The 19,232-nt window shown below is 66.5% G+C and carries 16 protein-coding genes and 1 tRNA gene; 11 read left to right on the top strand and 6 right to left on the bottom strand.

Annotated features, from left to right (window positions below; genetic code table 11):
* Positions 1 to 7 precede the first annotated feature (7 nt).
* Positions 8 to 1,396 carry a flavin monoamine oxidase family protein gene (locus C560_RS0109595; protein WP_026538041.1) on the bottom strand — a complete coding sequence of 463 codons (1,389 nt, stop codon included), beginning with the start codon at positions 1,394 to 1,396 and terminating at the stop codon, positions 8 to 10.
* 194 nt (positions 1,397 to 1,590) lie between these two features.
* On the opposite strand from C560_RS0109595, the gene C560_RS0109590 reads away from it, so the two are divergent.
* Positions 1,591 to 2,283, top strand: coding sequence for a TetR/AcrR family transcriptional regulator (locus C560_RS0109590; RefSeq protein WP_018775645.1), 693 nt, complete (start codon positions 1,591 to 1,593; stop codon positions 2,281 to 2,283).
* 198 nt (positions 2,284 to 2,481) lie between these two features.
* Here C560_RS0109590 and C560_RS0109585 read toward each other — a convergent pair.
* A tRNA-Leu gene (locus C560_RS0109585) sits at positions 2,482 to 2,564 on the bottom strand.
* Positions 2,565 to 2,948: 384 nt separating this feature from the next.
* On the opposite strand from C560_RS0109585, the gene C560_RS0109580 reads away from it, so the two are divergent.
* From C560_RS0109580 to pknB, 7 genes are read left to right on the top strand one after another with little or no spacing between them, the layout of a single operon-like run.
* Complete coding sequence (locus C560_RS0109580; protein WP_026538040.1) at positions 2,949 to 3,698, top strand: FhaA domain-containing protein; 750 nt, start codon at positions 2,949 to 2,951, stop codon at positions 3,696 to 3,698.
* Positions 3,695 to 4,177 (top strand): FHA domain-containing protein FhaB/FipA, encoded by a 483-nt coding sequence (locus tag C560_RS0109575; protein ID WP_018775647.1) that lies wholly within the window; start codon positions 3,695 to 3,697, stop codon positions 4,175 to 4,177. The genes C560_RS0109580 and C560_RS0109575 overlap by 4 nt, the downstream gene beginning before the upstream one ends.
* Before the next feature lie 2 nt (positions 4,178 to 4,179).
* Positions 4,180 to 5,967, top strand: coding sequence for a PP2C family protein-serine/threonine phosphatase (locus C560_RS0109570; RefSeq protein WP_026538039.1), 1,788 nt, complete (start codon positions 4,180 to 4,182; stop codon positions 5,965 to 5,967).
* Positions 5,964 to 7,409 (top strand): FtsW/RodA/SpoVE family cell cycle protein, encoded by a 1,446-nt coding sequence (locus tag C560_RS0109565; protein ID WP_026538038.1) that lies wholly within the window; start codon positions 5,964 to 5,966, stop codon positions 7,407 to 7,409. The genes C560_RS0109570 and C560_RS0109565 overlap by 4 nt, the downstream gene beginning before the upstream one ends.
* A complete protein-coding gene (locus tag C560_RS0109560) occupies positions 7,406 to 8,863 on the top strand; it encodes a peptidoglycan D,D-transpeptidase FtsI family protein (RefSeq protein ID WP_018775650.1) in 1,458 nt (485 codons plus the stop codon). Before C560_RS0109565 ends, C560_RS0109560 begins: the two co-directional genes overlap by 4 nt.
* Positions 8,860 to 10,701 carry a protein kinase domain-containing protein gene (locus C560_RS0109555; protein WP_026538037.1) on the top strand — a complete coding sequence of 614 codons (1,842 nt, stop codon included), beginning with the start codon at positions 8,860 to 8,862 and terminating at the stop codon, positions 10,699 to 10,701. Before C560_RS0109560 ends, C560_RS0109555 begins: the two co-directional genes overlap by 4 nt.
* Positions 10,702 to 10,707: 6 nt before the next feature.
* Positions 10,708 to 12,684 carry a Stk1 family PASTA domain-containing Ser/Thr kinase gene (gene pknB / locus C560_RS0109550; protein ID WP_026538036.1) on the top strand — a complete coding sequence of 659 codons (1,977 nt, stop codon included), beginning with the start codon at positions 10,708 to 10,710 and terminating at the stop codon, positions 12,682 to 12,684.
* 69 nt (positions 12,685 to 12,753) lie between these two features.
* Here the strand turns inward: pknB and C560_RS0109545 are convergent, their stop codons facing one another.
* Both C560_RS0109545 and C560_RS0109540 read right to left on the bottom strand, forming a co-directional pair.
* Positions 12,754 to 13,395 carry an anthranilate synthase component II gene (locus C560_RS0109545; protein WP_026538035.1) on the bottom strand — a complete coding sequence of 214 codons (642 nt, stop codon included), beginning with the start codon at positions 13,393 to 13,395 and terminating at the stop codon, positions 12,754 to 12,756.
* Between the two features lie 170 nt (positions 13,396 to 13,565).
* Positions 13,566 to 14,333, bottom strand: a complete 768-nt coding sequence (locus tag C560_RS0109540) for a class E sortase (RefSeq protein WP_081801658.1) — start codon at positions 14,331 to 14,333, stop codon at positions 13,566 to 13,568.
* 177 nt (positions 14,334 to 14,510) lie between these two features.
* On the opposite strand from C560_RS0109540, the gene C560_RS0109535 reads away from it, so the two are divergent.
* Positions 14,511 to 14,765 carry a cell division protein CrgA gene (locus C560_RS0109535; protein WP_026266806.1) on the top strand — a complete coding sequence of 85 codons (255 nt, stop codon included), beginning with the start codon at positions 14,511 to 14,513 and terminating at the stop codon, positions 14,763 to 14,765.
* 104 nt (positions 14,766 to 14,869) lie between these two features.
* Positions 14,870 to 15,475 (top strand): DNA-3-methyladenine glycosylase I, encoded by a 606-nt coding sequence (locus tag C560_RS0109530; RefSeq protein ID WP_026538033.1) that lies wholly within the window; start codon positions 14,870 to 14,872, stop codon positions 15,473 to 15,475.
* A gap of 1,158 nt (positions 15,476 to 16,633) precedes the next feature.
* Here the strand turns inward: C560_RS0109530 and C560_RS0109525 are convergent.
* The gene (locus tag C560_RS0109525) at positions 16,634 to 17,503 is read right to left on the bottom strand and encodes a rhomboid family intramembrane serine protease (RefSeq protein WP_026538032.1); all 870 of its coding nucleotides are present in this window, start codon (positions 17,501 to 17,503) and stop codon (positions 16,634 to 16,636) included.
* 9 nt (positions 17,504 to 17,512) lie between these two features.
* Positions 17,513 to 18,058, bottom strand: coding sequence for a peptidylprolyl isomerase (locus tag C560_RS0109520; RefSeq protein ID WP_026538031.1), 546 nt, complete (start codon positions 18,056 to 18,058; stop codon positions 17,513 to 17,515).
* 155 nt (positions 18,059 to 18,213) lie between these two features.
* On the opposite strand from C560_RS0109520, the gene C560_RS0109515 reads away from it, so the two are divergent.
* On the top strand, positions 18,214 to 19,212 hold the full coding sequence (locus C560_RS0109515) for a hypothetical protein (RefSeq protein WP_026538030.1): 999 nt from the start codon (positions 18,214 to 18,216) through the stop codon (positions 19,210 to 19,212).
* Positions 19,213 to 19,232: the final 20 nt, after the last annotated feature.

The raw sequence follows: 19,232 nt of genomic DNA, 5'->3' as shown, positions 1-19,232 counted from the left end.
GGATTTTCTACGAGGCGACGGACGCAAGGTCCGCAGCTGCAACGATCCTGGCCGCCGTGAGCTGCCCCATCCGGACGGCGCCGTCAACATGCTGGTAGCCCTCGGCCGCAAGGTCCGAGCAGGACCAGTAGATCGGCCCGACCGGCGTCAACTGGTCCTTGCCGTAGCGGTGCAGTCCGCCCAGGTCGTAGCTGGCGGCGTAGGCTCCCCTGGTCCATTCCTCCGAACCCCAGTCGGACTCGTAGTAGACCTCGGGATCCAGGGCCTTTTCGCCGAGGAAGGACGCAATCGATTCAAGGATGGCGCGGCGGCGGTCCTCCGCGCTGAGCTCGAACATGGCGTCGGCCTTCTCATCCGAGACAAAGCCCACCAGCGTGCCGCGCGGGTCCTCGTGGTTTGTGTTGTCGTAGACCTCCTGCACAATGGCGCCGGCGCCGAAGGCGGTTCCGGACAGGCCGTCTTCGCGCCAGAACGGGCTGCTGTAGACGGCGTGGACCTTGATGACCAGGCCAAGTGACTGGTGCTGGTGCATCTGGTGCTGGCGACGGGGCAACGGCGGGTTAAAGGACACCCGGGTGTAGAGGTTCGGCGGCACGGCCATAATGACGAAACGGGCGTTCACCGTGGCCCGGTCGGAGACGGCCGTGACACGGTAGCCTCCGCTCGCGTCCTCGGCCCAGTTGATGGTGCGGACGGGGCTGCCGAGGACGACGTCGTCGCCCAGTTCAGCGGCCTGCAGCAGCGAAACCTGCTGCATCCCGCCGACAACCCGCTTGTCCAGGATGAAGTCCTCATCCGTGAGGTTGGTGAAGGACCCCGCCGAGGCAGCCATGAGGACGGCCTGCAGGGCGGAGAAGGCGTGGGCCGGTTTGGTCAGCATGCCGCCGGCGATGAACAGGCCGATGTTGTTGCAGGCTTCCTCATCTGTTGAGTTCTGCCGCAGCCAGTGGTGGAAGGAGATGGTGTCCAGCTCGCGGGCCTTGGGGTGTGCCCACGGCTCCTCGGGGTCCATCTCCGCGGCCAGGGAGTCCAGCAGGGCCGTGAGCTTGTCCATTTCGACGGCGGTGGTTTCGCTGACCGGGAAGGTGTCACCGGTGTACAGGGTCCGCTTGCCGTCCGCGCCAATGTAGACGGATTCGCCGTCGCGGTAGCGGGAATAGGTCTGCAGCCCGAGCTCATCCAGGAGCCCCAGGAGCCCCGTCTGGTCCGGCGAGACCCACTGGCCGCCGATCTCGAGCATGGCCCCGTCAACCGTGTCGGTCCAGGTCCGGCCGCCCACGCGGTCCCGCGCCTCGAGTACCGCCACACTGAGCCCGGCCTTCTTCAGCTCGCGGGCGGCGGTCAGGCCTGACGGACCGGCTCCTACGATGACGACGTCGCGGTCAAGTTCCAGCATGATGTTCCTCCCCGTGGCCGCTAGAGTGATGCGGACCACTAAATGAATGGCGTTCATTTAGAATGATAGACCTTCAGCGCGCTTCGGGGAAGACCCTCCGCCTAATGAATTTCGCCCGTAAAGTAGGGGCAGAACGGGCTGACCCCGACACCGCCAGCCAGGCAGAGTAGACAAGCAGAGAAGAAAGGCCCGGAATGACGGCAGCAACCAGCGCCCCGGCCGATCCGCACGGCCCCGCCGCCAGGCCCCGCCGCCGCGCGGGACGGCCCGCCGCGGCCGTGCTGGACCAGAACGGCATCACTTCGGCGGCCCTGCAGCTGATTGGCAAGAGCGGCTACGACGGGTTCACCATGGCTGCCCTGGCGAGGACCCTCAACGTGGCGCCCTCAGCGCTGTACAACCATGTCTCGTCCAAACGGGACGTGCTGGTCCTCGTCCAAGACCACTTGACCTCGTTCGTGGACGTCACCGCCTTCGAGGCCGGGGACTGGGAACAGGCCGTGAGGGATTGGGCCTGGAGCTACCGCGACGTATTTTCCAAGCACACCCCGCTGATCCCCGTTATTGCCGTACTGCCCGTGGCTGACGCGCCCAAGACACTGGCCATGTATGAGGCGGTCAGCGCCGGTTTCAGCCGCGCAGGCTTTCCGCAGGAACGCATTGTCCCGGCCATCGTCGCGATCGAATCCTTCATCTTTGGCTCCGCCTACGACGTCACGGCGCCGGCGGACATCTTCGATTCCGGCACCATGGCCGCGTCGACACCGCACTTCACCGCCGCCGTCCAGCGCCTGGCCGAGGAAGGCCATGAAAAACCGGCCGATGTCGCCTTCAGGCTGGGACTTGAGGCACTCCTCGCCGGGCTCGGGGCGCTGCGCGCAGCCTAGCGGGGGTGTCTGTGGGGTAGGTCCGCCGCGGAGTTTCCCCACTTTTGACGGACCGACGCCGCCAAACACCGGCGGGTCGGCGCAACACGCCGGTCTGAGCCTTCGAATGTGGGGAAACCCGCAAACCCCGACGCCGGCTGCCTCCGCGTGGGTTAAACAAAAGAACCCCGGTCCAAGACCGGGGTTCTTTCGATTGCGTGCGCGAGGGGGGATTTGAACCCCCACGCCCTTTCGGACACTGGCACCTGAAGCCAGCGCGTCTGCCGTTCCGCCACTCGCGCGCAACTTCTTCCACTCGGATAGGGCCGGTTTCCCGGACCGCCAACCTCGTAAAAGCAGCGAGATCAAGCATAACGGACAATTGCCGGAAAACACCAATCGAGCCCGCGGGCCCCCTGCTTGGGGTCGTTTGGCGGCCATATTTGCCCAGCCGCCGGACGTCACGTGGGGACCCGGTGAGGCAGCCCGGCCGGCGGTGTCCGCGCACGTCAGGGCGCGGCGGCCGCTCATTTTGACGCCGCCCCCGTGGCGTCCGTTGAGGCCATTCCCAGACACGCCCAGTAGTATCTGATGTAGGAGTGTCCGCTGAGCGCGGGCCCGCAAAAGTTGGAAACCGAGTTCCGGAACGAGCGCTGCCCTGCAGCCAACAGGAAAGGAGAAGGACCATGGGATTGCTGGACAAAGTCGAGCGCGGCATCGAAAAGGCCGTCCGCGGAGTCTTCTCCACCGGTTCCCGCGCCCAGGTTGAGCCTGTCGAGATCGCGAGCCGCCTCCGCACCGAGGTGGACAACAAGGCCATCACGATCGCCGCGGGACGCACCCTGGCCCCCAACGTTTTTGACGTACTCCTCAGCAGCGACGACTTCCAGCGCGCCCAGGAATGGGGCACACCGCTCGCGGAGGAACTGTGCGACGTCGTCATCAACCATGTCCGGAGCCAGGGCTACACTCTCCAGGGCCCGGTCCGGATCAGTTTCCGCCGCGATGAGGAGCAACGTGCCGGGAATTTCGACATCACGTCGCGTACCGAGAAAGCCTCCGCCCCTTCCGTGCCGGCGCAGCCGGGTGTCCACGGCAACGTACCCGCGGCCCCGACACGCCAGCCGGCCCAGCTTCAGCCGGTACTGGACATTGACGGCCAGCGCTATTCGCTGAACGCGCCCTCAATCGTTCTCGGACGGTCCTCTGAAGCAGACATCCTTATTGACGACACCGGCGTTTCGCGCCGCCACCTGGAAATCCGGACTGGGCCTGGTACGGCCGAGGCGATCGATCTCGGCTCCACGAACGGCAGCTACGTCAACGGCCAAAAGATCGTGGGCAGTTCGGATCTTGCTGACGGCGCCACGATCATGATGGGACGAACCAAAATCATCTTCCGCCTACTGCCCGCCCACCCAGGCGGCCGCGCATGAGCGAATTGACCATCACGGCCCTGCGTTTCGGGTTCCTCATCCTCCTGTGGGTGCTGATCTTCAGCATTGTCTCGGCCATGCGCCGCGATCTGATGATCGGCCGCAAGGCGGCGGCCGGGGCCCCCACGGCGCGCCAGGTGCGCAAGAATCCTTCCCTCGCCGAACCGCCGCCGGCCCCGGTCAAACAGCAGGCCCGCCAGCTGATCGTGACCGAGGGACCGTTGAAGGGCACCACCATCGCCCTCGCGGCGAGCCCCATCCTCCTTGGCCGGGCACAGGAAGCCACCCTCGTCCTGGAGGACGACTACGCCTCGGGCCGCCATGCCCGCCTGTTCCCGCAGGGCAGCCGCTGGTTCATCGAGGACCTTGGCTCCACTAATGGCACGTATCTGGCAGACCAGCAGCTGACCCGGGCCCTCCCGGTGGAGCTGGGCGTCCCCGTGAGAATCGGCAAGACGGTCATCGAATTGAGGCCGTAGCCATGGCTGCCCCGGAATTTCCCGCAGACAGGGCCGAAGGCAAAACACCTGCCCCGAAGCGGCCGCTCATCATGCGCTACGCCGCGCGTTCAGACGTCGGTCGAATACGCGCCAAGAATGACGACTCCGCCTACGTCGGCCGGCACCTCGCCGTCGTTGCCGATGGCATGGGTGGCCATGCCGGCGGCGACGTCGCCTCCGCCGCGACCGTCCTGGACATGATCCACCTGGACCATGACGACTACGACGGCGACGCCGGCACCGTCCTCGCCGACGAAATCCAGACGGCCAACTCCCTGCTGTCAGAACTGGTCCACATCAATCCCAAGCTCGCCGGGATGGGTACCACGGTCACGGCCCTACTCCTCGCCGAAGGAAAGCTCCACTTCGCCCACATCGGCGACTCCCGGGCCTACCGGCTGCGCGACGGCGAGTTCGAACAGGTCAGCGTCGACCACACCTTCGTCCAGCGGCTCATCGATGAGGGCAGGCTCCGCCCCGAAGAGGCCGAAACACATCCGCACAAGAACGTCCTCATGCGCGTGCTGGGGGACGTCGATGCCAGCCCGGAGCTGGATCTCGACACACTGCCTGTCCAGGCCGGGGAACGATGGCTGCTCTGCTCTGACGGCCTGAACTACGTGGCCGGCCACGTCGTGGAGCGCACCGTCCGGGAGACGAAGGACCTGGGCGAATGCGCCGACCTGCTGATTGAACTGACGCTGGAAGCAGGCGCCCCGGACAACGTGACCGTGGTGGTACTCGACATCGCCGAGCCGACCCGCGATGACGTCCGGACCGCCGCCGTCGACGTCGTGCCCGCGCCCGCAGCCGCCGGGACGTCGGCGCCCGCCGCATCGGCCGGGCCCCTGGCCGGTAGCACCGTCGGTGCCGCGAAAGCCCCCGGCGAGTCCGGAACAAAGGACAATTCCGCCCAGGACACCGGGTCCGCCGCGCCGGCCGCGGCGGCAGGAGCATCCGGCCCGCCGCCGGCCGACCCTGCCACAGGGTCCCCGGCCGGCGGCACGCCGCCGGCCGCCGCCGCGCAGAAGGCCGCCGAGGGCAAGGAGCCCGAGACCACCACCGACCCGCACCTGGGCGAACACCTCTCGGCCGAAGTCCTGCGTGAAGAACTCTCCATGCGCCCCCACGAACTCGTCGGGGCCGCCGCCGCAGCAGCGCAATCAGGGTCTATTCCTTCCATCGCCGGACGCACAGTGGCCCGGCGCGCGGCCACGGTCCTCACGCACAAGTCCGAACAGGACCGCGAGGAGGCCGAGGACTTCAGGCCCGCCGGTCGGCCGCGCCGGTGGCTCACGGTATCCATTGCCGCAGCGATCGTCGCGCTGCTGGCCGTCGGGCTCTGGCTTGGCTACGCCTGGACCCAGACGCGCTACTACATCGGCGAACACGATCAGCATGTGGCCATCTTCAACGGCGTCTCGCAGCGTCTCGGGCCCATCCAGCTTTCCACCCTCGAAGCGGTAACCGATATCAAGATGTCCGACCTTCCCGAATTTTCGCAGCAGCGGGTGCGCCAGACGGTGCCCGCCCGCGATCTCTACGACGCGCAGCGGATCGTCAAAAACCTGGAACGCACCGGCACGACCGCCCCGGCCGATGAATGCCTCACTCCGTCCCCCGCAGCGACGGCCGCCGGAGCCACCCCGTCCCCCGGCACGACAGCCAAGCCGGGCTCAACGGCGTCGCCAGGTGCCGCGGCCTCCCCTGGAGCGGCCAAGCCGTCGCCATCCGCCACCCCGACTACGAATTGCGAGGGGGCCAAATGACACCCATCGACCCCGTGCCCAGGCCACGACGAAACGTGGAGCTTGTCCTCCTCGTCCTCGCCCTCGCTGTAGGGATCGGCGCCCAGGCACTCGTGGGCGTGGACCGGCAGAAGGCGTTCGATACCGACTTCTGGTTCCAGTCCGGACTCCTCGCGCTGGCCGCCCTCGCCTTCCATGTGGTGCTGCGGCTCCGCGCAAAATATGCCGATCCGGTAATACTTCCGCTTGTGGTCGCCCTTAACGGGCTGGGCCTGGCCATGATCCACCGGCTGGACAGGGTGGGCGAAGACACCGGCAACAACCAGCTGCGCTGGACCCTGGTGGCCATGGCGGTTGCGATCGCGGTCATTTGGTTCCTCAAGGACCACCGGATCCTGCGCCGCTTCACGTACATTTCGCTGGCCATCAGCGCCGTGCTCCTCATCCTGCCGCTGGTTCCCGGCATCTCGGCCGGAGAGGTCCTGGGTGCGAGCGTCTGGATCAAGATCGGTTCCATGACCTTCCAGCCGGGTGAAATCGCCAAGATCACCCTGGCCATCTTCTTTGCCGGGTATCTGTCGTCGAACCGGGACCTGATCCTGCTGGCCGGCCGCAAGATCGGCCCGGTACAGTTCCCGCGGTTCAAGGACATGGGCCCCATGATCACCGCGTGGCTCGTGAGCATCGGCGTGCTGGTCTTCCAGCGCGACCTCGGGTCCTCGATCCTGTTCTTTGGCCTGTTCCTCGTCATGATCTACGTCGCCACGAGCCGCATCAGCTGGGTGATCATCGGCCTGGTGCTGATTGCCGTCGGCGGCTTCGTCGCTGCCCGCGTCTTCTCGCACGTGGCCCTGCGGATCGATGGCTGGCTCAACGCCTTCACCGATGAGGTCTACGGCCGGCAGTTCGGCGGCAGCCTCCAAATTGTCGAGGGCCTGTTCGGCATGGCCAACGGCGGCCTGGTCGGCACCGGCCTCGGCCAGGGCCGGCCCAACCTGGTCCCCTTCGCCAACAGCGACATGATCATCGCCTCCTTTGGCGAGGAACTCGGCCTGATCGGCGTCTTCGCGATCGTCCTGATGTACCTGCTGCTGTTCACCCGGGGCTTCCGCGCCGCGCTGGGCACCCGCGACGCATTCGGCAAACTGCTCGCCACCGGGCTCTCGTTCGCGATCGCGCTGCAGTGCTTTGTGGTGATCGGTGGCGTGACGCGCCTGATCCCGCTGACCGGACTTACGACGCCGTTCCTCGCCGCCGGCGGGTCCTCGCTCCTGGCGAACTGGATCATTGTGGGTTTGCTGCTCATGATTTCGCACTCCGCGCGCGGCCCGGTGGATACAACGCCGCTGCCGCCCGGCCAGGAACCGGGTGCCCGCAAGAACTTCCCCGTGCTGCCGTCCAAACCGGCGCCGGATCCCCGAAACAGTCCCGACGCACCCACCGAGGCGGTGAAACAGCTGTGAACCAGGCCATCCGCAATTCATGGATTGCCGCCATCGCGATGTTCGTGCTGGTCTTCGGCGCGCTGAGCTATGTGCAGGTGGTCGGCGCCGACGAGCTCAAGGCCAACGCCTGGAACAGGCGCGCCATCCTGCAGAACTACTGCAACGACCGCGGTGCGATCATTGTCGGCGGCACCCCGGTGGCAGAGTCCGTGCCCGCCACGGAGAGCTGCAAATTCCAGCGGACGTACTCCCAGCCGGAGCTCTACGCGGGCGTCACCGGCTACTTCTCCAAGAACTACGGCCTCACCGGACTCGAGAAGTCCATGAACGATGTCCTGGCCGGCAGCTCGGACCAGCAGTTCCTGGACCGGGTGGGCCAGTTGTTCCTCGGCAACCAGCCCAAGGGCGCGTCCGTGGAGCTGACCCTGGACCCCAAGCTCCAGAAGCTGGCGTACGACCTCATCCCGGACGGCATTCGCGGGCACATCGTGGTCACCAACCCGAAGACCGGCGCGGTCCTGGCCATGGTGTCCAAGCCGTCCTATGACCCCAACCTGATTGCCACCCAGGACGCTGCCGCCGAACAGGCCAACTACACCGAGCTGAACCAGGTCCCCGGGATCAACCTGAACCAGAACGTCTCTGGACCCACGGGCGAGCTGCTCGCACCGGGATCGGTGTTCAAGCTCATCGACACCTCTGCGGCGCTGAAATCGGGCAAGTACAACAAGGACAGCGACCTGCCCAACCCGGCCGAAATGTCCTTCCCCGGCATCGACTACAAGCTGCCCAACTACGCGGGCGGCAACTGCTACACGCGCACGACGGCGTCGTTCGCGTTTGCCCTGCAGCAGTCCTGCAACACACCGTTCGCCAGCATCGCCCTGGACCTGGGGCAGAAGGCCATCGGAGACGAGGCCGGGAAATTCGGCTTCGGCCAGGACTTCGGCGACCAGCTCAAGCTGGACAGCGCCCCAAGCTTCTTCCCGAGCGAACCGCTGGACGACGCCGGGCTGGCGCAGTCCTCGATCGGCCAGCGCGATGTCCGCGCCACGCCGCTGCAGATCAACACGATGACGGCGGCGATCGCCAACGACGGAGTGCAGATGCAGCCGAACCTGATCAAGGCCGTACGCGCCCCTGACCTGCGGACGATCAGCGAACCGAAACCGCAGGCCCTGCGCACCGCCACGACTCCGGAGATCGCACGGCAGATCAACGAGTGGATGGTCAGCGTCGTCGACGACGGCATCGCCAGCCGTGCGGCCGTGCCCGGTGTCCAGGTGGCCGGCAAGACCGGTACCGCGGAACTCGGCAACGGCCTGAACAATTCTTGGTTTACCGGGTTTGCCCCGGCAAATGACCCGCAAGTGGCCGTCACCATCGTCATGGAAGGCGTAGACATCACCACTGGCGCAAACCTAACCAGTCCGAACGCGAAGAAGATTTTTGAGGCGGTGTTGAATAAGTGAGGCCTACTTCGGGAATCACCCTCGGCGGCAGATTCCAGCTGACCACGCGCATTGCGATCGGCGGCATGGGAGAAGTCTGGAAAGCCAAAGACCTGATCCTTGGCCGCATTGTCGCCATCAAGGTGCTCAAGGAGGAATACACGGGCGACCCCGGATTCCTGCAGCGCTTCCGCGCCGAGGCACGCCATACCGCCCTCCTGAACCACGTGGGCATCGCCAACGTCTTCGATTATGGCGAGGAAGAGGGTTCCGCCTACTTGGTCATGGAACTGGTTCCGGGCCAGCCCCTGAGCAGCATCATCGAGCACGAACAGGTGCTGTCCCCGGACCGCACCCTTTCGATGATCGCGCAGACGGCGCGTGCCCTGGCCGTCGCCCACGCGCAGGGCCTCGTGCACCGCGACATCAAGCCGGGAAACCTGCTCATCACCCCCGACGGCCGCGTCAAGGTCACCGACTTCGGCATCGCGCGCCTGGCGGACCAGGTTCCGCTGACCCAGACCGGCCAGGTGATGGGCACCGCCCAGTACCTGGCACCGGAACAGGCCACGGGGCAGACCGCCACCGGAGCGTCGGACATCTACTCCCTCGGCGTGATCGGCTACGAGTGCCTCACAGGCCACCGGCCGTTCTCCGGGGAATCCCAGATCGCCATCGCGCTGGCCCAGGTCAACGACGCGCCGCCGCCGCTGCCGGACACGCTGCCCAGGCCCGTCCGCGCCCTGCTGATGTCCATGCTGGCCAAGGATCCGAAGAACCGCCCGGCCGACGCCATCAAGCTCTCCGAGGCGGCCGAGGCCATCCGCAACGGTGATATCGCCGCCGCACACGCAGCTGTGCCGGGCATGCTGCTCTTCGAGGCAGCCACCGGACCCATCACGGCCCCCGTCGACGTCCCCACGGCGGCCACCAGCGTCATTGGCTCCAGCGCGGCAGAGGACAAGTCGACGTCCGCGACGTCCGCGCTGCCCGTCGTGGGCGCCGCCGGTGCAGGTGCAGCCGCGGGCCTGGCAGCCGGCGCCGCCGCCGCCAGCGGCTACGGCGCCCGCAACGCGCTCAACCGCGCCGATGCCCTGGCGGCCGAGCGGAGCTGGGTGCAGGAAGAGGAAGAGGAAGACTACGACGAACCGGAGGAGCCGAAGCGCCGCGGGCGCAGCCCGTGGACGTGGCCGCTGATTGCGCTGATCCTGCTGGTGGTGTTCGCCCTGGTCGGTGTGGTCCTGAGCCAGGCCGGCAGTCTCTTCCCCTCGCAGGGTCCGGCCACGAGCAGTGCCACGTCCAGCATCGCGAAGCCGAGCAGTGCCACGCCGTCGGCGTCGTCCGCTTCCCCGTCCGAGACTCCCACCCCCACACCCACCTCCGCGACACCCACCGAGTCCACCCCGGCAGCGGTCAACCTGATCCCGGATGCCTACCTGGGACGTCCGTTCAACGAGGTCCGCAACGAGCTGATCGGCAAGGGCCTGCAGGTCACCGGTGCTGAAGTTGTCAATGACGCGACGCCGGGCACAGTCACCAACATCGACCCCTCCGGCCCGGTCCAGCCCGGGACCACCATCACGGTCAGCTACTCCAAGGGCCCGGAAATGGTCGAGGTCCCGTCCATCAAGGCAGGCACCAGCGAGGCCGGGGCCCAGCAGGCCATCCAGGACGCCGGGTTGCGCTGGGCCAAGGGAGCCGATGTCAGTCCCACGAACAAGAATGAAGATCCGGGTACCTTCGTCAGCTCCGAGCCTCCTTCCGGGTCCAAAGTGGCCGCCGGAAGCGTCGTGACCTACCACCTCGCCAAGGCCACGGCCACGTCCCCCTCACCTTCAGCTACCAAGTCCGGACCCTAAACGATCATGAGCAATACACCCCGCACTCCGTCGCACAGGGAGGAACGCCCGGCGAACACGCAGCGCGTCCTCAGCGGGCGCTATGAGCTGGGTGAGCTGATCGGCCGTGGCGGCATGGCGGATGTTTTCCGCGGCCTCGATACCCGGCTGGGACGTACCGTGGCCGTCAAGCTGCTGCGCCCGGACCTGGCCCGGGACCCGCAGTTCCAGGCCCGGTTCAAGCGCGAGGCCCAGGCCGTCGCGGCACTGAACCACCCGTCGATCGTGGCTGTCTTCGACACCGGGGACCACGCGGTCCCCGGTGACCACGACGACAGCGTCCGGGTGCCCTACATCGTGATGGAGTTCGTTTCCGGCAAGACCATCCGCGACATGGTGAGGGCCAAGGACGTGACCATCGATCAGGCGATCGATTTCACGCTGGGTGTGCTGTCCGCGCTCGATTACAGCCACAAGGCCGGAATCGTGCACCGCGACATCAAGCCCGCCAACGTGATGTTTTGCCCGGATTCAAACAGCGTCAAGGTCATGGACTTCGGAATCGCCCGCGCCATGGCGGACTCGTCCGCCACCATGACGCAGACGCAGGCCGTCGTCGGCACCGCCCAGTACCTGTCCCCGGAACAGGCCCGGGGCGAGGCCGTCGACGCGCGCAGCGACCTGTACTCCGCAGGATGCCTTCTCTACGAGATGCTGACCGGCCGGCCGCCGTTCATTGGCGACAGCCCCGTCTCCGTGGCCTACCAGCACGTTCGCGAGATCCCCGAGCCCGCCAGCAGTCTCAACCCGGACGTCTCCGCCGCGCTGGACAGCGTGTTGATGAAGGCCCTGCAGAAGAACCGCGCCGACCGTTTCCAGGACGCCGCCGCCTTCCGCCGCGCCCTGCGGGCCGCGCGCAGCGGCGTTCCGGTGACGGCGCCGTCCGCCAGCGAGGCCCCCACCGACCCCACCAACGCGGTTCCCCGGCACGACCCCCTGGCGCCCACGGCGGCTTTCTCCCTGACCGGAGCCAAGTTCCTCGACGATTCCCCCGGCGGCCGGCTGCGGCCCGCCGAAGAAACGCCCGACGACGAGGAAGTGCTGCAGCCGGCAGGCACCGAACTCTATGGCATTGCGGACACCGGAAGCCTTCCCCTGGCGCTGCCGGTCGAACGCGAGCACACCCCGGGCCAGAAGACGCGCCGCCGCACCTGGATCGCGACGCTCGTGGTCCTCACACTGCTGGTGCTGGCCGGCGGCGGCCTCTGGCTGTACAACCTCATGAATCAGGCCCCGCCACAGGCAACCAAGGTCCTGGTTCCCACAGTGACGTCCCTGACGGAATCGGAGGCCCTGCAAAGGCTGTACAACGCCGGCTTCAAGCCACAGCTCCAACGGCTGCAGCACGAGAGTATCCCCAAAGGCACCGCGATTGGCACCGTGCCGACGTCGGGGAGTTCCATGGACGCCAACTCGGACATCATCCTCAACATCTCCGAAGGCCCCAGCGCGATCACCATCCCGACGGACCTGCCCGGCCGGACCGAGGCGGCCGCCCGCGATCTTCTCCACCAAACGGGGCTGACAGGTGCCCTCACCACCAAGATGTCCAACCACCCCACGGTTCCGGTCGGCATTGTCATCACCACCAACCCTGCCCCGGGCCAGGTTGTGGCCGTGGCGGACCCGGTCGAAATCGTCGTCTCCACGGGCAAGGTGGCTGTGCCGCAGCTGATCGGGCTGCCGCTGGCGGAGGCGGAAGCGAAACTGAAGGAGCAGGGCCTGGTGCTCAAGGCCACCGAAGTGGAGAATTCCCAGGTGGCTCCGGGCAAGGTGACGGGCCAGGCCGATGCCGCGGATTCGCTCGTGGAACAGGGCAAGACCATCACTGTGACCGTGGCGAAGGCACCGGCACCGGCTCCGCCTCCCCCGCCGTCGCCCACGCCGTCGCCCACCAAGAGCGCGTCGAAAGAAGACGCAGCCCTGGGCGGGCTGTTCCCCTAATCCGGTCGGGGAACTAACGTGCCGGCTACCGCCGCACTGTCCGCGCCGTCACGTGCAGTGCCTGCCGGGTCAGTGCTTGATGAGCGGGCTCAGGTCCGCTGCCCGTTCGGCAGCGCCCGCCATGCCGAGTGACTCCAGCCAGTTGCCGAGCATCTGGTAGCCGCCTTCGGTCAGGACGGATTCCGGGTGGAACTGGACGCCGCACAGCGGGGCGGTGCGATGCTGCAGTCCCATCACCACACCGGTGCCCGTTTCCGCGGTGATCTCCAGGACCTCCGGGATACTCTCGCGGACAGCGGCCAGCGAATGGTAACGGGTGGCCGTGAGGGGCGAGGGGAGCCCCGCAAAGACGCTGGTTCCATGGTGTTCGACGAGCGAAGTCTTGCCGTGCATCAGTTCGGGAGCGTGCGTCACGGTTCCGCCGTAGGCCTCCGCCAGCGCCTGGTGCCCCAGGCACACACCCAGCATGGGCTTCTCGTGGTTGCCGCACCACCTGATCAGCTCAATGCAGACGCCGGCCCCCGCCGGATTCCCCGGACCGGGAGAGATGAGGACCCCGTCCCGCGCCTCGGCCATCTCGATCGCCTCGGCGAGCGTGACGTCGTCGTTGCGGACCACGGTGGTCTCCGCACCGAGCTCCTGGAGATAGCCGACCAGGGTGTAGACAAAGCTGTCGTAGTTGTCTACGACCAGGATCTTGGTTGTGCTCATGGGTGCCTTGCTGAACCAATCGTTGAATCTGTTAACTGGGTGAATTGCGCCAGCCAGGGAAAAAGGAACTGAACCATCAATACCAGTGCTCCGGCCACCAGCACCAGCGCGGTCGCAATCCTGAGCCACAAGGGCCCGGGAAGGCGGCGGAAAAGCCAGCCATACATGCGTCAGCCTGCCCCGGCCGCGCGGGCCGCCCGTGAAATTTCAGCCGGCGGTCCGGCGGAAAGGGGCTGCCACCGCTCCAGCAGGGCGTAGGCCACAAAGCGTTCCTCGGAGCCAAACCGCGGGTTGCAGCTCGTCATGGTCAGGTAGCTCTCCGTCGGCGCGGCTCCCGGCCGCATTGGCACCGGTAACAGGACGTCGGTCCGCGACGGGAGGACTGTCTGGCTGTTCCGGAACACGTAGACATAGTAGCCCTCACGGGTCTGGACGTAGATCCGGTCGCCGGGCACCAGGGCGTCGATATGATCCAGGACGGCGCCGTGGGTCTGCCGGTGCCCGGCCACGGCGAAGTTTCCCGCAGCCCCTGGCATGGCCGTGCCCTGATAGTGTCCGATGCCCAGGGTGTCCAACACTGCCGGGGTGGTTCCCTGAACGATGGGACGCGTGTATCCGGCGCCGAAACGGGGAACATACAGGATGCCGATAGTCGCGCCCTCCGCCGGTTCGGGCGCGGCGTCGGGTTCCGCGGCACCTGCCGCCGGCAGCCCGGGCGCCGCGGGAGCGGCTGCTCCAATCCCGCGGGCAAAGTCGTGCACAACCTCGAGCTGCCGGGCATCGGAGGCCACGTTCGTCCACCACAACTGCCACGCCACAAAGAGCAGGACAATGGCGCCCGCGGTCATGAGCAGCTCACCCGCGACCTGGACGGTGCGCAGTACCGGCCCGCGGCGGCCGCGAGCCGTCCGGCCGGATCCTTGCTCCAACTCCAGCACTGCGGGTTCTCCTCCAAGGCGGTTGCGGGGTCCACGGTGTGGCCGGAACTACAGCTAGAATTGTGCGACAAATGAATTTGAACTTGACCAAGAGCGCGTTGGCCGGCGGGGGCCTCGCTTCCTGCAGGATACCAAGCCACGTTTGCCGCTCTTGTTCCAGCCCGCCAAGGAGGATCAGTGCCCGAGTCGAAGCCGCGTAAAAGGACTGCCCGTGTGGCCCCGCAGACTTCTGCCGCGGAGGCCTACAAGCCCAATCCGGTCTGGTTCAAGCCCGTCATGTTTGGCCTGATGATCATTGGCCTGCTGTGGATCATCACGTTTTACATCACCGAGGGCGCCTTCCCGGTTCAGGCTTGGGGCTCGATGAACATCGTCGCCGGCTTCGGAATCGCGATCATCGGCTTCCTGATGACCACACGCTGGCGTTCCTGAACCAGGCCCGCGCGGCGCACATCCCTGACGGGCCGGTACACACAGTGTGCCGGCCCGCCACCGTTAAACCACTGCATTAATCCCGGCCCAACGAAGGAATCCAGATGACCCCGGCAGTGAACGGCTCAACCATTGGCGACGACGGACTGGCGCGGCCGGCGTGGGCGGCCGTTGATCCCATGCTGCGCGAGTACTACGACTCCGAGTGGGGCATGCCCGTCCGGGATGAACAGGGCCTCTACGAACGGATCAGCCTCGAGGGGTTCCAGGCGGGGCTGTCCTGGGCGACGATCCTGCGCAAGCGGCCCGCTTTCCGCGCGGCGTTCAAGGACTTCGACCCGGAACTGGTGGCGCTCTTCACGGACGCCGATGTGGAGCGGCTCATGCTCGATGCCGGGATCGTCCGGAACCGGCTGAAGATTCAGGCAACCATCACCAACGCCCGGGCCACTCTGGCGTTGAGGGACGACGGCGGCCTGGTTGACTTCGTGTGGGCGTTCCAGCCGGCCGCCACACCCCGGCCAAGCTCCCTCGATCAGGTCCCCACCACCTCGGCCGAGTCCATCGCGCTCTCCAAGGCGCTGCGCAAGAAGGGCTTCGCCTTCGTCGGACCCACCACGATGTTCGCGCTCATGGAGGCTATCGGAATGGTGGACACCCATCTGCTGGACAGCCACCGGCGCGGGTCATCGGGCGTCTGGCCGCAGTAACCCGACGGCGTCCCGCCTCCTTATCCACACCTGTGCACAAGTCTGGGGAAACTTATCCACATTGTTCATAAGTTTCCGGGTCTTCATCCCATTTGGCTGAGTTTCGAGGCCACAGCGGGGCGCAAAGCCACTGATGAGATTCCCGGCCGGACCTGAATTACACCCTTGGAAGTTATTAACAGTGTGGATTTCCTGTGGACAAGCTCACCGGTCCGGGCAACAGGCCCAGGATGGCGCCGCGGCCCCGGCCGCACGCCGAACGCGCGTCCGCCTTGGAGCACGGCGGCCACCCAACTATGCGGCCTGTCCCGACACCTACAGCACCGGACGGGTTATCCACTTAATAACAGCCCACTACCCACAAGTTATCCACAGCTGGGGATAACGTTCGGGGATTCGGAGCCGCAATCCCCGCTGCGGGGCCATGAGCCGGGTGAATTCCCGCAGATGCTCAGACCGTCAAGTTATTAACACTGTGAATAACCCTGTTGAAACACACCGCGGCAGGTCCGCGGCCCGTGGTGTCCGGCCCCCGACACGGGGCTGGCGAGCAGACTTGCGGGCGGGGACGCACCGCACACGCTGGCAGCGCTCGGGCGACCGGCTGCTGGGCCGCATGGAGAGCGCGGGTGTGCGGCGCTGCAGTCCGGTCCGGAACGCGACAGAGCTGGTCCGGTTCGGGAATCTTGGACGGAGGTCAGGCAGTCGCCCTGCGGCGGGTGCTGTGGGGCGTGTGCTGTGGGGCGGCGGCGGGCCGGATCCGGCCTGGTGCCGCCTGGGCAAGGCAACTGGCCCCAGCGCGCAAAGTTGTCCACTTACTCACAGGGCAACCCACAGAAGTTATCCACAGGTGTGGAGATCCGGTCCGCCGCATCGCCTCCATGCCGGAAAATCGCCAGCCCGGGCGGTCAGACCCGGCTCGCCACCGTGAACTACACGCTTGTAAGTTATTAACAATGTGGATAACCACTGTGGAAAACTTTCGGATCCTCGCCTGCGAATTCAGACGTGGCGGCCCGGACAGCGTGTGCACCGGGAGAGGTCCACAGAGGGAAGGACCGGCGGGGGAACGGCCGAGGAACACAGCGGGAGAAACAGCAGGGAACAGTGAAGGGCACCAGGCGGCCATTTGCGGCCTGGATCGTCTGCAGGACCGGACTAGACGCCGGCGCCGGCCATCCGTACGACGGACACGGCGATCACCAGGGCCAGGACCACGGCGAGGCCGATGGCCTGCAGCAGGGTCTGCCGGGGGCCGCGGGGGGTGTAGGCAATGACGGCGGCGCTCAGGGCGCCGGTGACGAGGCCGCCGAGGTGGGCCTGCCAGGCGATCTGCGGGACCATGAAGCCGATGACGCCGTTGATGGCAATCAGGACCAGGAGCTGGCGGACTTCGCCGCCGCGTTGACGCTGGACCACCAGCAGGGCGCCGAACAGGCCGAAGATGGCGCCGGAGGCGCCGACGAGGCCCACCGGCCCGTTCGCCGGATACACCGGGGTCAGCAGAAGGAAGCCGACGGAGCCGCCGACGGCCGAGAGCAGGTAGATGGCCAGGAAGCGGGCGTGGCCCAGCAGCGGCTCAAGAATCTGGCCGAAAATCCACAGCGTGTACATGTTCAGGACTATGTGGAGCAGGAATCCCTGCGAGTGCAGGAACGCCGAGGTGAGCATCCGCCACGGTTCAACGCCAGTCAGGGCGGGGGCGTAAGCCAGTTGCTGGTAGACCCCGTCGTTCGGGACTATCCACTGCAGCGCATAGACAAGGGCACACAGCGCGATGATCACGTACGTGACCACGGGTTTGCCGGCGGTCACGGCGCCGCCGTAGACGGTCCTGACGGCCGGCGTCGTGCGTTTGGTTTCGTTGACACAGTCAACGCACTGGAATCCGACGGCGGCCGCCCGCTGGCAGTCGGGGCACGCAGGGCGCCCGCACCGCTGGCAACGCACATAGGCGGGCCGGTCCGGATGCCTGGGGCATACCGGGACCTCTGCGGACGGCTCTGCCGCCGGAATTCCGTAGCTCATGGTGTGGGGTTAGAGCTTTTCGATGTCAATGCTGTTAATGGTGACATCCTCGACGGGGCGGTCGCCCATGCCGGTGCGGACGCCTTCGATCGCGTCGACGACCTTTTTGGATTCGTCATCGGCGACCTCACCGAAGATGCTGTGCTTGCCCTGCAGCCAGCCGGTGGGGATGGTGGTGATGAAGAACTGCGAACCGTTGGTGCCGCGGCCCATCTGGACACCGGCGTTGGCCATGGCCAGCTTGTACGGCTCGTTGAACGTCAGTTCCGGGTGGATCTCATCGTCGAACTTGTAGCCCGGTCCACCGGTGCCGCGGCCCAGGGGATCGCCGGCCTGGATCATGAAGTCCTTGATGATGCGGTGGAAGATGGTGCCGTTGTAGAGCGGCGTGCCGGTCTTGTCCTCGCCCGTTTCCGGGTGGGTCCAGGCCTTCTCACCGGTGGCCAGTCCGACGAAGTTGTCGACGGTCTTCGGCGCGTGGTTGCCAAAGAGGTTGACGACGATGTCGCCGAGGCTCGTGTGGATAGTGGCTTTTGCGGTTGCGTTGGCAGTCATAGCGCCCATTCTTCCATGACGGCTGCGCACGCATAGGGCCGCACAGTCAGTTCCGCGCTGGGTGAAATCCACTGGAAATCGGTCTGAAGAATAGCCGGTGCGTTCCTAGCCACGTAGGCTAACAGCAGAACCGTCACATTAATCGGGAGGTAGTTGTGAAGAAAACGGATCGTATTGCCCGTGACCTGGAGCAGTCAGTCAGCACCGGAGTAGACAGCGCCAAGGATTGGGCGGCCCCGCGGGTTGAGGCTGCCGTGAATTGGGCTGTTCCGCGGCTGCAGCACGGACTGGACACCGCCTCTCCCAAAATCCAGGAGGGGCTCAAGTCGGCAGCCCACAACCTGGCCGGCAGCGTTGCCACTGTCACTCCCCGTCTTCAGGATGGCCTGGCCCAGCTGGCGCCGAGGATCCACGATGCCGCGGACAGCGCGACTCCGCGCCTGCACGAAGCTGTGGATAAGGCAGCCCCGGTCATCGCCAACGCACGCGACCGGGTTGTTGTCGAGTACCTGCCCAGGCTTTCCGACCAGATCGGGCAGGCTTCCGTGGCCGTCCACCGCACGTTGGAAAACGCCCCGGCCCACGTCGACGCCGTCGCACAGAAGCTTGTAGATTCCGGTGTGGTCACCGGCGTCCAGGCGCAGGCCCAGGCAGTCAAGGGACACGCCAAGAAGGCAGGCAAGCAGGCAGGCAAGAACATCAAGGCGGCCGCCAACGAGGTCACCAAGACGGCTAATGCCAAGCTCGCCAAGCAGCAGAAGCCCAAGCACCGCGGCCTGCTGATCTTCGGCATCATCGCTGCCGCCGTTGCAGCCGGTGTGGCCGCCTGGCGGGCGTCCAGGCCGGTGGAGGATCCCTGGAAGGTACCGACGCCGGTAACGCCCGCCCCCACGGCCGCCCCGGCCGGCGAGTCGCTGAAGGACGCCGCCAACAAGGCCGGTTCCGCGACTGTCGCGGCAGCGGACTCCGCGGCTGAGGCATCCAAGGACGCTTCCGATTCCGCAGCCACCGCGGCGGATAAAGCCGCGGAAGCGGCCAAGGACGCCGCCGGCGACGCCGCTGAGGCCGCCGACAAGGTTGCCACCGACGCCAAAACGGCCGTACGCAACATCGCGGCCAGCCTGAACAACGGCGCAGACAAGCCCGGCAAGTAGAACCCGGCTGGCACAGGCCG

Source organism: Arthrobacter sp. 9MFCol3.1 (assembly GCF_000620385.1).
Lineage (GTDB): Bacteria > Actinomycetota > Actinomycetes > Actinomycetales > Micrococcaceae > Arthrobacter.
This window is presented reverse-complemented; position numbering and strand designations above follow the sequence as displayed.